Genomic DNA, 14,504 nt, shown 5'->3' with positions numbered 1-14,504 from the left:
TGCGGCGCCTCGGCGCCGCTGCTGCCGGATCTCATGTTGTCGCCTCAGACGCGGCGCGGCCGCGCGCTGATCGCCTTGAAATGTCGCACCTGTTCCGTCAACGCGCGCTCCACCGGCAGCCGCTCCATCGAGGAGGCGCCGTAGAAGCCATGGCAGTTCTTGGTGTGCTTCATGATGAAGTCGGCGTCGGACGGCTCCGCGATCGGGCCGCCATGCGCCAGAACCAGAATCTCGGGGTTGACGCTGAGCGCAGCCGAGGCCCAGCTGTCGATCAGGCCGGGGCAGTCTTCGAGCTTGGGCGCGGTCTGCGCGCCGATCGAGCCGCCAGTTGTCAGACCGAGATGGCAGACGATGATGTCCGCGCCCGCGATCGCCATGCCCGCGGCCTGGGCTTCATTGAAGACGTAAGGCGTCGTCAGCAGGTCCTTGTCATGCGCGCGCCCGATCATGTCGATCTCCAGCGCGTAGGAAATGCCCGTCTCCTCGAGATTGGCGCGGAAAGTGCCGTCGATCAGGCCGACGGTCGGGAAGTTCTGCACACCGGAGAAGCCGAGTGCCTTCAGCTCATCGAGGAACCCATCCATGTCGCGGAACGGGTCGGTGCCGTTGACGCCCGCGAGCACCGGGGTCGACTTCACCACCGGCAGCACCTCGCTCGCCATCTCGACCACGATGGCATTGGCGTCGCCATAGGCCATCAGTCCGGCGAGCGAGCCGCGGCCGGCCATGCGATAACGGCCGGAATTGTAGATCACGATCAGGTCGATGCCGCCGGCCTCCTCGCATTTGGCCGACAGGCCGGTGCCGGCGCCGCCGCCGATGATCGGCACGCCACGGCGCACCATGTCGCGAAACTTCTTCAGCAGCGGTGCGCGCTCATATCTCGGCATGACCATCACCTCGCCTGTCTGCGCCGCGCCGGCAGCCGCCCGAGCATCGGCCGGATGGCGCCGACGACCACTGCTGCGAACTCATTGTCGTTGATGTGATGCGGCACGCGGATCAGGCGCCGGCTCGAGGTCTGCCGTACGGTCTGCTCGAGACTGCGGAACAGCGCCTCATCCGCCTCGCGATCGAAGAACGGCTGCCCGGGCGCATCGAGCGCGGAGACGCCCTTTTCCGGCAGGAGAAACCGGACCGATCCATCCATGCGATTGAGCCGCTCGCCGATCCAGCGCCCCATCTGCGCGTTCTCCGCGGCCGTCGTCCGCATCAGCGTGACCTGCGGATTGTGCACGTGGAATTTGCGGCCGCGGTAGCGCTCGGGAATGGTCTCGGGCGCGCCGAAATTCACCATGTCGAGCGCGCCGACCGAGCCGACATAGGGCACGCGGCTGCGGATGATCGCGCCGAAGCGATCCTCGGTTGCCGGAAACACACCGCCCATCAGCAGGTCGCAGACCTCGGTCGTGGTGAGATCGATCACGCCGGCGAGCATGCCGGAATCGACCAGCTTCTCCATCGAACGGCCGCCGACGCCGGTGGCGTGGAAGACGAGGCACTCGTAGTCATCGCGCAGCTCGGCCGTGAGCTTCTGCACCGCCGGCGTGGTCACGCCGAACATGGTGATGCCGATCGCGGGACGTTGCGGTCGGGTGCTGTCAGCGACAGCGGACTGCCGCTCGCGGGCCATCACCATGCCGGCTAGCGCATGCGCGCCATTGCTCAGCACCGCGCGCGAAATCGAATTGAGACCCTGAACGTCGGTGACCGAGTACATCATCGCGATGTCGGCCGGCCCGACATAGGCGCCGACGTCACCGGATGCGACAGAGGAGATGATCAGCTTGGGCACACCGACGGGGAGCTCGCGCATGCCCGGCGCGACCAGCGACGTTCCGCCGGAGCCGCCCGCCGAGATGATACCTGCGACATTGTCCTGCCGGCGCAGCCAGCGCCCGAACGCATCCGCCATCGCGGTGACGGATGCGCCGCGATCGGCACCGAACACGGCGGGACCGCCGCGCGGATGATTGAGTGCGATCTCCTGGGCCGAGACGTCGCAGCTCGTATGGCGTCCGCTGGTGGAGACGTCGACCAGCCGGGTGCGCAGCCCGTGGCTCGCGACGAGATCGCGGATGAAGCGCAGTTCGTCACCCTTGGTGTCGAGCGTGCCGGCGACGATCACCGCGGGCGGACCTGACGTGATCGGCGCGGCGCGCTCACGGCCCTGGCGCGCGGCCTCGTCAAGTCGGCTGACGCTGGTGGAGAGCGTGCGCGCCTTGGCCTCGATCTGCGCGATCGGCACCGGCTGCGACCAGCGCGTCGGCAGCACGGGATTAGAGACGTAAACCTTTACGGGCGCAGCTTTCGGCGTCGTTGATGCCGCCGCACGTGCGGCGGGCCTCTCCTGAACTTCGCCCGTCCCGAGATCGGTCTCGTCGCCGGCATGCTGGCCGACACCGAGCAGGCGCTGCTGCAGTTCGCGGTCGGCGGCGAGCCGGGCCGAGTCGATGATACGGTTGATGCGGCCATTGACCATGATCGCGACGCGGGACGAGATCGCGGTCGCAACGCCGATGTTCTGCTCGATCACGAGCACCGCCATGTCGCCGTCCTGGCTGAGCCGGATCAGCATCTCCTCGACCTGGGCGACGATGACCGGCGCCAAGCCCTCTGTCGGCTCATCCATGATCAGGAGCTGCGGATTGGTCAGCAGCGCGCGCGAGATCGCCAGCATCTGCTGCTCGCCGCCCGACAACTGGCCGCCGCCATTGTTGCGGCGCTCGGCGAGCCGCGGAAATGTTTCGTAGACGCGCTCGACGGTCCAGGCGCCGCGGCGCAGGCCGGCGGCGAGTCGCAGATGCTCGTCGACGCTGAGCGAGCGCCACAGACGCCGCCCCTGCGGCACATAGCCGACGCCGAGCCGCGCGATGCGCGCCGGATTGAGCCCGGTGATATCATTGCCGCGCAGACGCACCGTGCCGGCGGACGGCCGCAGCAGGCCCATGATGGCCTTGCACAGCGTCGTCTTGCCCATGCCGTTGCGGCCGACCAGCGAGAAGACGCCGCTGTCGAGCCGGAGATCGACGCCCTGCAGCGCATGCGAATGGCCGTAGTACACGTCGAGGCCGCGGACCTCGAGCGCAGGCGCGGAGCGGCGGACGTCATTCATGGCCGCCTCCGAGATAGAGCTCCTGCACCTCCGGATCGGATTCGATCTCCTGCGGTGCGCCTTCCTTGAAGATGCGGCCGTTGTGCATCATCGTCACGCTCTCGACGACGCGCAGCGCCACGTCCATGTCGTGCTCGATGATGATGTAACCGATGTGCGGCGGCAGCGACGTCAGGATCTCGACCAGCTCGCGCCGCTCGGTCGGCGACAGACCCGCCGCCGGCTCGTCGAACAGGATGAATCGGGGCGCGCCGGCCAGCGCCAGCGCGATCTCGAGCTGCCGCTGCTGGCCATGGGCGAGCTCCGAAACCAGTTGATCACGCACGGACGTCAGATGCACGGCCTCGATCAGGCGCTCGGCCGCCTGCATCAGGGCGTCATTGGCGCTGGGACGCAGCATCGAGAAGCGCGCTCGCGAGACGCCACGGCATGCCAGATAGACATTGTCGCGCACCGACAGGCCGAGGAACAGCGCCGAGATCTGGTAGGTGCGGCGCAGCCCGCGGCGGATCCGCTCGTAGGGCGGAAAGGCGGTGATGTCCTCGCCGAAGAAGCGGATCGTGCCTGAGGTCGGCAGGAAGTCGCCGGTCACGCAGTTGAACAGGGTGGTCTTGCCGGCGCCGTTCGAGCCGAGCACCGCGCGCCGCTCGCCGGGCCGCACCGTGATCGTGATGTCGGTCAGCGCGGCGAGCGCACCGAACATCCGCGTGACACCGCGCAATTCGAGGGCTGCAGTCGAGCCGAGCGCCGAGAGCCGGTCAGCGACCCTATCCATGGCCGTGACCTCCGGGGCGCGACCTCGGCTCCGATGCCCCGCTGCGACGGCGCCACCGCTCATAGAGCCCGATGACGCCGTCGGAGGACCAGAACACGATAGCGAGAAAGCCGAGCCCGATCAGCAGCCGGAACCGGTTGCCGTCGAGCCCGACCTTCACCAGGAAGTCGAGCGCGAAGGTGCGCAGGATGACGAAGATGAAGGCGCCGATATAGGGCCCAACCGGCCGGGTAATGCCGCCGACGACGGCGACGATGAGAATGTCGATGCAGCGCTCGACCGCGACAGATCCGGGCGAGATCTGCCGATAGTTCCAGACCTGCAGCACGCCACCCATGCCGGCGATCAGGGCCGCGAACGCATAGGCGGCGATGCGATGTGCATTGACGTTGAAGCCGAGCGCGGCCATGCGTCTGGGATTGTCGCGCACACCCTGCAGCGCCAGGCCGAACGGCGCGCGCGACAGATAGAGCACAGCGAAATAGCCCAGTGCGGCCACCGCCAGCGTCAGGTAATAGAACGCGACGTCCATGCGCCAATCGACGCCGAGAAAATGCGGCGTGGCGATCGTGTTGATGCCGGTGTGGCCGTTGAATATCGCCCAGTTCTGATTGGTGAAATAATAGAACGCCGCGCCGATCGCGAGCGTGATCATGATGGTGTAGATGCCCTCGGTGCGTACCGCCAGCGCGCCGCCCAGCGTGCCGAACAGCACCGCGAGCACCAGGGCCATCGGCGTCGCCAACCACCACGGCCATCCGAGGCTGATATTGGCGTTGCCGCTGACGCCGAACACGGCGACCATGTAGCCGGCAAAGCCCGCGATCGTCAGCTGCATCAGGCTGACCATGCCGCCATAGCCGGCGAGGAACATCAGGCTCAACGCGATGGTGCCGAGGATCAGGGTCGTGCCGAAGATCTCGATCAGGAAGAAGCCGTTGGCGATCAGCGGCATGATCAGCAGCAGCGCGGAGACCGCCCAGGCCCAGGGCTGCTCGGTGGCCGACCATGCGGCCGGCTGCCGTGCGGCGCCGCCTGCCAGCATGCTCTCCCGCGCACGTGCCTCCTGGATCAGCGACATCTCATCGCCTCGCCAGGAGGCCCTGGGGCCGCAGCGCGAGCACCAGCACCATGATCAGGAAGGTCACGACGATCGCATAGGTCGGGATGTAGACCGAGCCGAGCTGCTCGGCGAGCCCAATGATCAGCGCGCCGAGCGCGGCTCCCGGGATCGATCCCATGCCGCCGACGATGACGACGACCAGCGAGGCCAGCAAAAAGCGCGTGTCCTCGCCGGGTGAGATCGACTGGAAGGTTCCGCCGACCACGCCGGCAATGCCGGCCAGCCCCGCGCCCAGTGCGAACACCAGCACGAAGACGAGCTGAATCTGCACACCGGTCGCCGCCAGGATCTCGCGATCATCCACGCCGGCGCGCACGATCATGCCGACGCGGGTGCGGTTGAGCGCGAGCCACATCGCGACGCCGATCACGACGGAGCCGCAGAAGATCACCAGCCGCACCAGCGGATACTGCAGGAACACAGCCTCGCCCGACGATTTCATCGCCGTCATCAGCGGCAGCTGTACCGGCCCGATCAGCCAGGCTGGCGTCTGGATCTGATAGAAGTCGCCGCCGAACGCCCACAGCATCAGATCGGCGAACACGATCGAGAGGCCGATCGTCACCATGGTCTGGCGCAGGTCCTGGCCCTCCATGCGACGAAAGACGAGCAGCTGCAGGAGAACGCCGATGGCCGCGACGAGGATGAAGGCGGCGACGAAGGCGAGGATCCATGACCCGGTCGCGGCGGACACGCCGTAGCCCACATAGCCGCCGAGCAGATAGAGCGAGCCGTGCGCAAGGTTGACGTTTCGCATCAAGCCGAAGATCAACGTGAACCCGCTCGCGACCAGGAAATACAGTCCGCCCAGCGTGATGCCATTGAACACCGCACTCAGGAACACCTTCTTGCGGCCGATCGCCTCCTCGAGCCCCGGCGGCCAGACGGCGAAGATCAGCCACGCCAGCAGCGCCAAGGCGAGAAGAACAATGAGGGACCAGATCGGGTGACGCTCGATGAAGCGGCTCATCAGCCCGCCCTCACGACAAGAGGGACGGATCCGTCGTCACAGCGGAAAGGTGCATTCAGCCGAAGATCGCCGGGTCTGCCGGCCATCGCTCGTCCTCCCTCGTCGGATCCTTTTGCGGATCACGTTGCCCAGAGTGTAGCGGCAGACGAGAGTGCGCACTTGATCGACAGTCTCTTTTCGCGCGACGCGCAGCAGCACGTCAGGCGCGCAGCACCTTTGCAGCGCGGCGATAGTCGGTCGGCGCCATGCCGACATTGCCGGCGAAGAAGCGCGTGAAGCCGCTCTGGGAGGTGAATCCGAGATCGAAGCCGATGTCGGCAATCGGTGCTTCCGTTGCCACGACGGCATCGAGCGCCCGCTCCATCAGCAGCGTATTCAGATAGAGATTGGGCGTCACTCCGGTCTGGCTGCGGAACAGCCGATAGAAATGCGGCCGCGATAGTCCGGATTCGCGGGCGATGTGATCGAGCTCGATCTCGGCGCACGGACTGTCCGACATCAGCTTGATGCACTTGCGAACACGAAAATCCGTCACTTCCGCGCATGGCCGCTCGGGCATCTGCTCCGAAACGCGCCAGCTTTCCTCGTAGCAACTGTCGATCAGCTGCCGCAGCTCGCCGTCGAGGCAACCGAGCGATGGCGCGCCACATACCAACGCTGCGGCGCGGCGAATGCAGCGGTCGAGCGCGGCGGTCCGCCGGAAGCAGGTACGACCAAACCGCAGGCCCTGCTCGCGCGCGGCCGACGGCATGAACCACTCCGCATTGACGTAGAGCACGAAGAAGATGGCGCCGTTGCCGACATCGTTCGGCAGGAAGTTGTGCGGTTCCCACGGATTGACCGCGACGATCCAGTTCTCGCCGATCTGATAATGCTGATCGCAGACGTCAATATCGGCCGGCGTGCCGCCAACGTGAAAGATCAGATGTCCCTCTCGATGGGCATGCACATTGAATGGCCGATTGAGCTGATAAACCGTCGCACGGCCGAAGCGAGCATGAAAGACGGCGAGCGCCCTACTCATCACTTCCTCACCGAAATGGTTCTTATTGTTCGTCAGCGTCGATCATTGCTTGGCAGAACGCAAGGGACGCGACGACGCGGCCCGAGCCCGCTCGAGCCGCGTCGCCCTCTGCAGAAAGGTCAGTACTTCTTACATTCAGGCACGGTGCGGCTCGGCAGGCCGATCTTGGCGAAGGTGGCGGCATCATATCCCAGCGTCTGGTTGACGTCGGGAATCACCTTCACCACCTTGCTGAACAGCGCGCCCTTGCCGTCGTCGACGACCTCGGTGACGAAGTTGGTGCCGATGGCCTGGCGGTTGGCGTCGAGCTTGATCTTGCCGTTGGGGGCATCGATCTCGATCTTCGCCAGCGCCGCCTTGAGCTTGGCCTGGTTGTTCGACAGATCGCCATTGACCTCGCGCAGCGCCAGGATCAACGCCATGGTCGAGCCATAGTAGTTGGTGGCAAGCAGCGACGGGCTCGGGAAGCGCTTCTCCGGCGGGAACGAGTCCTGATAGGCCTTCACGAACTTCTGCCAGCGCGGATCCTCCCAGGTATCGGCCTGACCCGACGCCGCAATCGTACCGATCAGGGCGTTCTTGGCATTTCCCTTGGACGACAGGATGGTCTGGTCGATCATGATCGAGCCGCCCATCAGGTGCGCCTTGCCGCCGGCCTGCTGATACTGGTTGAGGAAGTTGACGGCATCGGCGCCGCCGAGACCGAGATAGATCGCATCGACATCATCGGGCAGCGCCGCAATCACCGACGCGAAATCCTTGGTGCCGAGCGGGACCCATTGCCGGCTGGTGATCTTGCCGCCCAGGCCGCAGAACTCCAGCGCCAGGCCGAACACCTGGGTGTAGATGAAGGAATAGTCTTCGCCGACGGTCGCGATCTTGCGATAGCCCTTGGTCTCGTAGGCATATTTGCCGAGGCCGACCTGCCATTGGGCGCCGTCCATGTTGAAGCGGAAGAAGTTCGGCGCGGGATCGACATAGGTCGTCTCCTGCGCACCGGACGCCGCGTTCACGAAGGTCAGCTCAGGGTGCGTCTTGGCGAAGTTCTTGACGGCGATGCCCTCGTCGCCCGACAGCGGCGACAGCAGGATCTGTACCTTGTCCTGCTCGATCAGCTTGCGCACGGCACGGACGGCCGAGTCCGGCGTGGCGTCGGTCGACGCGACGACGAATTCCAGCTCCTTGTCGCCGACCTTCTTGCCGAGCACGTTCAACGCGGTGACATGTCCGCGCATCCCGTCCTCACCGAGCACGGTATAGGTGCCCTCCAGCGTCGCCGTGACGCCGACCTTGATCTTTTCCTGCGCGAATGCCGTGCCGGACAGCAAAAGCGCCGTGAACACGGCGATACCTACACTTCGCATGTGCATCGAACTCCTCCCTTGTCGCCCATTGCCGGGGCACACGAGCGTGTGCCGGCCACTGTTTTTCTGGCCATGTTGGCAGCGGACCTTCCCGGCGCCTCGCGTCATCTCTGACGAGCGACGGTCAGTCCCCATCGACCGCGGAGGCTACCGGATGAGCCGAGCGCGCGTGCAACCCGCCTGGCCTCGACCTTGACGACGAGTCTCATTTTCCATGATGCGACGCGATAAGGGCGTGATGCATTCCGCGTGCGTCGCGGTCCCGTCAGGCCCCGGTAGGCGTGGTCGGCGACCTCGCCCCGCTGCAGAGCCCGAGCAACTCAACTGCCTCGGCCCGGCTCCCTCGGATTCGTCTTGGCGTTCAGTCGTCGCGATCGTACCGTCACCCGGGAGCGACGGATGCGCCGCTTCCGGAATTCCAACCCGCACATGACGATATCGATGCTTTCATTCGGGCGCCGAACGCGGCGCCCGTGGAACGCGAGCCATTTCTCGACCTGCCGCACGACCACGCGGCCGAGGTCCAGCCGCCGCACCAGCTCTTCACGCGTATGCAGCGAGGCGATGTCGACGATGTAGTCGAGCCGCTCCGACATGGTCCGGCCGACGAGCCGCGCGTATTCACTCGATACCAGCAAGGTTACGACCCGCTCAGGCAGATGCGGCTCACCCATTTCCAATCCTGCACTCCACCGTGCCCGCCGGCCGACCCGAAAGGTCGGCAATCCGGCAAATGCAGGCACGGCGCCCCCCGATCACAATTCGACCGAGACACGCCAGGGACGGCCCGGTCGCCGCGACGATACCCTTTCGCCTCATTCCACGACGCCGCGCGCGGCGCGCTCATCGTCGCTCTGCACTCGACTTTCCATCACGAGTACACGCGCTCCGCCCGGTCGTGAGACGCCGCTGCATCCTGCTCTCTCGCCGTTGTCGACACGAGCGACTTCGTGATCTCTTGAGCCCGCATCGGCAGCACCGAGAGCAGCGTGTCGCTCAGGCCGTGCGAGGTTTCGGCACAGCCTTGGACATAGACTTGTGGACAAAACGCCGGGCTCGTCTGCAGACGATAGTCGCGATCGAGCGACGCCGACTCGATGTAGCGGCTGATCGGATCGAGACACGCCGGGACCGGAGATCGCTCGTAGCCGGTGGCGAGCACGACGGCATCGTACACTGCCCGGCGGCGGACCTCCTCGTCCTTGTTGACGAACTCGAGCTCTATCCCCTCCGGGACGGCATGAGCTGCGACGATCTCGCTACGCGGATGGAGCGTCAGCTTCCGAGCCCCGGCGACACGCTGTTGGTACGTCATCCGGTAGAGCTGATCGAGCAGGTCGGGGTCGACCACCGCATAATTGGTATTGCGGAAGCTGCGGACGATTTTCTCGCGCTGGCTGTCGGACCGCGAATGGAAATAATCGGTGTAGTCCGGGTTGAAGATCTCGTTCACGAACGGGCTGCTATCGGCCGGCTTGAGGGCGTGCCCGCGGAAGACCAGATCGATGTGGGCGTCGGGAACCCGTTCGCTGAGATCGAGCGTGACTTCAGCCGCACTTTGCCCGCCGCCGACGACCGCCACCCGCGGCGACCGGCCGTTCGATCCTGTCGCGAGCGACGAGCCGAGATAGCCGCTGGTGTGCACGACCCGCGGATCCATCGCGACCGCTCGAAATACCGACGGGATATGCGGCACGCCGCCGACGGCGGCCACGAGGTGCCGCGTGACGCGTGACCGTTCTTTCCCGTCAACCATGCGCGTGAGCACGCGAAGCGCGGTGACGGACTGGCCGGCGTGCACGGGCTCGACAGCCTCGACCGTCTCTCCATACGCAACCATGCCGCTGAACTGACCGGCGGCCCAACGGAGGTAGTCGTTGAACTCGATCCGGCTCGGATAGAACGTCTTGCAGTTGGTGAAGTCGAGCAGCCGCCCGGATTTGTGCAGGTAGTTGACGAAGGTGAACGGACTGGTCGGATCGCGAAGCGATACGAGGTCCTTGAGGAAGGATATCTGCATGTTGCTGCCGGGCAGCAGCATGCCGCCATGCCACTTGAAGTCCTGCTGCTTCTCCAGGAAAAGGGACCGGCATTTCAAGCGCTGCTGTCTCGCGCAATCGTCGAGCGCGATCGCCAGTGCGAGGTTCGATGGCCCGAAGCCAATGCCGACGACATCATAGTCAGGGGCAGGATGATACGACATGGTGATGCTCCGTCCGCGCTAGGCTTCTGTGGGTGCTTCATTGGTCGCCGGCTGCCACAGCCGGTCGCCGAAGAAGCGCTCGCGCAGCAACATGACCAGGGTTGCCCGCTTGTGTGGGAAATCGAAGTTCTTGAGCCGGGCAAACCCAGCCAGATCCAGGTTGCGCAGCTGCTGCGAATGCGCCGCCGCCGGCTCGCCGACGATACGCTCGGTGCGGCAATCGTCGAGGAACATGTAGTGCATGAGCGAGGGAAGCCAGGCCGTGATGAAGCGGCGGCCCCGGAAGCCGTCCTCGCCAACGATCACGTGCCAGCCGCGATCATAGTCCGCCGCATCGTAGAACGGCGCGATGCGATTTTCCTTCGCCCAATAGAGCTCGAAATAGCCGAACGGCTGATCACCGAAGGAGCCGATCAGCGGCACCATGTGCGGGTCCGACATGATCCGCGACAGATACTGTCGGTGCTTGTCGATGTTCCCCGCTTCGTTCCAGAACGAGTCCACCCGCGGATCGTTGAGCCAGCGGTGGACCAGCGGGAGATCGTGAGCGATGTCGACGACGCGAAAACTGACGACGTCGGACAGCCAGGGGATGAAGCGGGCGTAGACGGTGCCGACCGGCTTGGGCGGCCGCCGCGGATGGCGCCTGCCGTCGGTCATCGCGTAGGACAGTGGAAACGCCGGGCTTGCGGCGTCCGTCAGCCAGTTATCGCGAAGCTGCATCACCATGTCCGGATACAACGCCAGCCTGCCGTCGGTCACGACCGCAACGCCGTGTTTCGCCAAGGCCGATGCTGCTGCCGGGTTGTCGTCAAGCGTGATGACGAGCCTCTCGAGCGACGGCGCCCAGCCGAAGACCGCTTCGGCCATTGCCACCACTCCGCGCGACACCCGGCGCCAATCATCGATCCCGTCGTGCACGATCAGACGCGTCAGTTCGCCATCCGGCCGAAGCGACAGCAATGGCGCGCCGTCCGCGATCACCCGGAGCCCGTCATCGTCGCGAACGACCGACATTGTCGCATCGGTTGCGACAGGGAATGTCCGGACACTACCCCTAACGCTCGCAGTCGCGCTCATGCGAACTCCTTCCCTCTCATTGATCTGCACGGGCGCCATCTCTGTCCACTCCCGCTCAGGATGTAGATCGGCCGGCATGAAGAAGACAACAAAGTCTGTAGCGCTGCCTTTAGATTAACTACAGAGATGCCGCTCACGGATTCGATGCTCCAAGCGACGGAGCGGGCTCCTGCATAACGGTCGTGAGCGTGCGTTGCCTTTGTGCCGGCTCGCGGCGTTCAGCGGCGTCGCTGGCGTCAATCCGACCGTCGCGCAGGCGCACGATCCGATCGGCGCAGTGGAAGTAGCGATCGTCGTGTGAGATCACGATGATCGTCTTGCCCAGACGTTTGAGGTCGGCGAGCAGCTCGGTGTAGAAGATTTGACGGAACGCCGGGTCCTGGTCGGCCGCCCATTCGTCGAACACCAGCACCGGCCGTCCCTCGATCCAGGCATTGATCAGGGCGAGCCGCTTGCGCTGGCCCGTCGACAGGTCGGTGGTGGAGAATGCGCCGCCATCGATCGAAACCTTGTGGGCGAGCTCGAGACGGTCGAGATAGCGCTGCGCGAGCTCCGGCCGCTGACTGCTCTGCTGCGCCAAGGTGTCGAACAGGAAATAGTCCGAGAATATTGTGGTGAAGAGCTGCCGATAATCGTCGCGGGTCTCGTTGACGACCGGGCTGCCGTCGCGCAGCAGCACGCCGCGGTCGGGCACATAGAGTCCAAGCAGCAGCTTGATCAGCGTCGTCTTGCCGCTGCCGTTTTCACCGACGATGAAGACGATCTCGCCGCGGCGAATGCGAAGGTCGATCGGTCCGATGGTGAAGGGGCGTTCGGACGACGACGCCGGGAAGGCGTAGGAGACGCCGCGCAGTTCGATCGATTCGATCTGGTCGGCGGTTCGATCCTGCGGATCATCGAGCAGTTCCGCCTCTGCGGCGGTGAAACGGTCCGACAGCTCGGCGATCCGGCGCATCGCGACCTGCGCGCGGCCGAGCGACGGCAGCATGCCAATCAACTGGTCGATCGGTCCGCGCATGAACAGCAGCACCAGAACGAAGCCGCTGGACACCGAGGCCGGGCTGTCGGGCCACAGCAGTGGACGCAGCACCAGAGCGGTCCCGATCACCAGGAACAGGAGAACCGTCCCGAGCGCACGCGCCGTCACGAGCAGATTGATGGCCTTGATCTGCACGTTGCCGATCCGGTCGACCGTCCGCCCGATCAGATCGACATGGACGTGGCGCCGGCGCGGGCGATGCAGGCGCAACTCCTTGGCGCCTTCGGAGATCGCGCGGTAATGCTTCTGCAGGTCGTCTTCGTATTGGCGCGCGAGAGTGAAGCCCATCATTCCGCGCTTGCGGGCGAGATAATGGACGAACGACCCGAGCGCGATCAAGGCTGCCGTGACCAGGAACAGCGGCCACGATAGCACCGCCAAGTAGATCAGGCAGCCGGCGACGATGACGCCCGACACCAGGAAGGCCGGAAAGAAGAACGCGAAATCGCTGATGGCGTCGACATCCTTGGTCAGGACCGGGATGAGGCGGTGCGACCGATAGGATTCGAGCTGGTCGATCGGCGCCATCAGGATCTTGGCGGCCAGCGACTTGCGCAACGAGGCCACGATCCGCTGGCCGACGACATTCGCGCTGATGTCAGAGCCGACCGACCCGATCACGATCAGAATGCAGAGACCCGCGAACGAGGCGACGAGGCCACCGACGTCGCCTGCCCCTGCGTAGAGGCCGCGGTTCGCCACGGCGAGCAGGCCCGCAACGCTGGCGCCGCCGAGGAGACCGAGCAGAATGGCTGCGGCGAGCAGCAGCCAATAGGGCCGCAGCAGGCTTCCGACGCTGGCAACGCCTGGATTGGATGGCGTCATCATGGATTGCCGGCTCCCATTCGCGTGGCGAAGACAGCGGCGAGCTTGGCGCCGATGTCGGCGCGGGCGTGCAAAGCGTCCGGAACCACGTTGCCCATGCGCAGGAACTCGTGGATCATGCCGGGATAGACCTTCAGATCCACGGCGGCGCCGGCCGCGCGCAAGCGTGCGGCATAGGCCCTTCCCTCGTCCGCCAGCGGATCGAACTCGGGGAGCACGATCAGCGCGGGCGCGACGCGCGTGAGATCGGACGCGGCCAGCGGCGCAAATCGCCAGTCGTGGCGATCGGCGTCATGGCGGAGATAGTGGTCGAAGAACCAGTCCACGGTCTCGCGCTCAAGCAGATAACCCGAACCGTATTTCTCGTAGGAGTCCGAGACCTGCTGCGGGCTGAGCCCGGGATAGGCGAGGACCTGAAGGACAGGCTGCGGTAAGGCCCGGTCGTCGCGCGCGGCGATCGCCAGCGCCGCGGCCAGCGTGCCCCCCGCACTGTCGCCGCCGATCGCGACCCGCCGCGGGTCGAGGCCAAGTGCAGGCCCCTCGCGCCCGATCCAGGCGAGGGCATCGACGCAGTCCTCGAATGCCGTCGGAAACCGGTGCTCCGGCGCCAGCCGGTAGGCGATCGACAGCACTGCCGCGCCGCTGTCATCGGCAAGGCCCCGGCACAACGGCTGGTGCGAGTCGAGGCTGCCGACGACGAAGCCGCCGCCATGCATGTAGAGCAGCACGGGCATCGGATCGGCGACGTCCAACGGCCGCGCTGCATAGAGGCGCCCGGCGATCTCCGTCGCGTCGCGCATCGGCAGCGCAAGCTGCCTCTCGAAGGCGAGCGGCGGCGGATCGACATCCAGCAGCGGCGAGGAGGCGTCGAAATCGGCACGCGCCTGCGCTGGCGTCAGTTGCGGAAACGGAATGCGCGCGCCCGATTCCGTTCCGAGCTGGATCATCTCGAGCAGTGCCGCGATATCAGGATGAAGGCCCATGGT

The 14,504-nt window shown here is 65.5% G+C and carries 12 protein-coding genes; all 12 read right to left on the bottom strand.

What is annotated here, in order from left to right; all coding sequences use genetic code 11:
- Positions 1-44 precede the first annotated feature (44 nt).
- The 12 genes from ACQR03_RS24480 to ACQR03_RS24425 all read right to left on the bottom strand — a co-directional run bounded on the left by ACQR03_RS24480 (position 45) and on the right by ACQR03_RS24425 (position 14,501).
- A complete protein-coding gene (locus ACQR03_RS24480) occupies positions 45-890 on the bottom strand; it encodes a phosphoenolpyruvate hydrolase family protein (protein ID WP_316226544.1) in 846 nt (281 codons plus the stop codon).
- Between the two features lie 5 nt (positions 891-895).
- Positions 896-3,115, bottom strand: a complete 2,220-nt coding sequence (locus ACQR03_RS24475) for an ABC transporter permease (RefSeq protein WP_316193688.1) — start codon at positions 3,113-3,115, stop codon at positions 896-898.
- Positions 3,108-3,890 carry an ABC transporter ATP-binding protein gene (locus ACQR03_RS24470; RefSeq protein WP_315717437.1) on the bottom strand — a complete coding sequence of 261 codons (783 nt, stop codon included), beginning with the start codon at positions 3,888-3,890 and terminating at the stop codon, positions 3,108-3,110. The genes ACQR03_RS24475 and ACQR03_RS24470 overlap by 8 nt, the downstream gene beginning before the upstream one ends.
- Positions 3,883-4,971: a branched-chain amino acid ABC transporter permease gene (locus tag ACQR03_RS24465; RefSeq protein WP_316193687.1), complete on the bottom strand. Its 1,089-nt coding sequence runs from the start codon at positions 4,969-4,971 to the stop codon at positions 3,883-3,885. The genes ACQR03_RS24470 and ACQR03_RS24465 overlap by 8 nt, the downstream gene beginning before the upstream one ends.
- Position 4,972: 1 nt before the next feature.
- The gene (locus ACQR03_RS24460) at positions 4,973-5,983 is read right to left on the bottom strand and encodes a branched-chain amino acid ABC transporter permease (protein WP_315752526.1); all 1,011 of its coding nucleotides are present in this window, start codon (positions 5,981-5,983) and stop codon (positions 4,973-4,975) included.
- Between the two features lie 199 nt (positions 5,984-6,182).
- The gene (locus ACQR03_RS24455) at positions 6,183-7,007 is read right to left on the bottom strand and encodes an AraC family transcriptional regulator (protein WP_315752525.1); all 825 of its coding nucleotides are present in this window, start codon (positions 7,005-7,007) and stop codon (positions 6,183-6,185) included.
- A gap of 119 nt (positions 7,008-7,126) precedes the next feature.
- Positions 7,127-8,377, bottom strand: coding sequence for an ABC transporter substrate-binding protein (locus ACQR03_RS24450; protein WP_315752524.1), 1,251 nt, complete (start codon positions 8,375-8,377; stop codon positions 7,127-7,129).
- Between the two features lie 314 nt (positions 8,378-8,691).
- The gene (locus ACQR03_RS24445; RefSeq protein ID WP_315752523.1) at positions 8,692-9,045 is read right to left on the bottom strand and encodes a hypothetical protein; all 354 of its coding nucleotides are present in this window, start codon (positions 9,043-9,045) and stop codon (positions 8,692-8,694) included.
- A 197-nt stretch (positions 9,046-9,242) separates the two neighbouring features.
- Entirely contained in the window at positions 9,243-10,574 is a 1,332-nt protein-coding gene (locus ACQR03_RS24440; RefSeq protein ID WP_315752522.1) for a lysine N(6)-hydroxylase/L-ornithine N(5)-oxygenase family protein, read from the bottom strand.
- An 18-nt stretch (positions 10,575-10,592) separates the two neighbouring features.
- Positions 10,593-11,591, bottom strand: a complete 999-nt coding sequence (locus ACQR03_RS24435; RefSeq protein WP_316193685.1) for a GNAT family N-acetyltransferase — start codon at positions 11,589-11,591, stop codon at positions 10,593-10,595.
- A 196-nt stretch (positions 11,592-11,787) separates the two neighbouring features.
- Entirely contained in the window at positions 11,788-13,521 is a 1,734-nt protein-coding gene (locus ACQR03_RS24430) for a cyclic peptide export ABC transporter (RefSeq protein WP_316193684.1), read from the bottom strand.
- Positions 13,518-14,501: an alpha/beta hydrolase gene (locus ACQR03_RS24425; RefSeq protein ID WP_316164880.1), complete on the bottom strand. Its 984-nt coding sequence runs from the start codon at positions 14,499-14,501 to the stop codon at positions 13,518-13,520. The genes ACQR03_RS24430 and ACQR03_RS24425 overlap by 4 nt, the downstream gene beginning before the upstream one ends.
- Positions 14,502-14,504 lie beyond the last annotated feature (3 nt).

This window comes from Bradyrhizobium sp. HKCCYLS3070, assembly GCF_051167575.1.
GTDB lineage: Bacteria > Pseudomonadota > Alphaproteobacteria > Rhizobiales > Xanthobacteraceae > Bradyrhizobium.
This window is presented reverse-complemented; position numbering and strand designations above follow the sequence as displayed.

Coding starts and splice junctions, on each gene's coding strand:
- ACQR03_RS24480 (WP_316226544.1), bottom strand. CDS start 890: ATGCCGAGATATGAGCGCGCACCGCTGCTGAAGAAGTTTCGCGACATG.
- ACQR03_RS24475 (WP_316193688.1), bottom strand. CDS start 3,115: ATGAATGACGTCCGCCGCTCCGCGCCTGCGCTCGAGGTCCGCGGCCTC.
- ACQR03_RS24470 (WP_315717437.1), bottom strand. CDS start 3,890: ATGGATAGGGTCGCTGACCGGCTCTCGGCGCTCGGCTCGACTGCAGCC.
- ACQR03_RS24465 (WP_316193687.1), bottom strand. CDS start 4,971: ATGTCGCTGATCCAGGAGGCACGTGCGCGGGAGAGCATGCTGGCAGGC.
- ACQR03_RS24460 (WP_315752526.1), bottom strand. CDS start 5,983: ATGAGCCGCTTCATCGAGCGTCACCCGATCTGGTCCCTCATTGTTCTT.
- ACQR03_RS24455 (WP_315752525.1), bottom strand. CDS start 7,007: ATGAGTAGGGCGCTCGCCGTCTTTCATGCTCGCTTCGGCCGTGCGACG.
- ACQR03_RS24450 (WP_315752524.1), bottom strand. CDS start 8,377: ATGCACATGCGAAGTGTAGGTATCGCCGTGTTCACGGCGCTTTTGCTG.
- ACQR03_RS24445 (WP_315752523.1), bottom strand. CDS start 9,045: ATGGGTGAGCCGCATCTGCCTGAGCGGGTCGTAACCTTGCTGGTATCG.
- ACQR03_RS24440 (WP_315752522.1), bottom strand. CDS start 10,574: ATGTCGTATCATCCTGCCCCTGACTATGATGTCGTCGGCATTGGCTTC.
- ACQR03_RS24435 (WP_316193685.1), bottom strand. CDS start 11,591: ATGTCGGTCGTTCGCGACGATGACGGGCTCCGGGTGATCGCGGACGGC.
- ACQR03_RS24430 (WP_316193684.1), bottom strand. CDS start 13,521: ATGATGACGCCATCCAATCCAGGCGTTGCCAGCGTCGGAAGCCTGCTG.
- ACQR03_RS24425 (WP_316164880.1), bottom strand. CDS start 14,501: ATGGGCCTTCATCCTGATATCGCGGCACTGCTCGAGATGATCCAGCTC.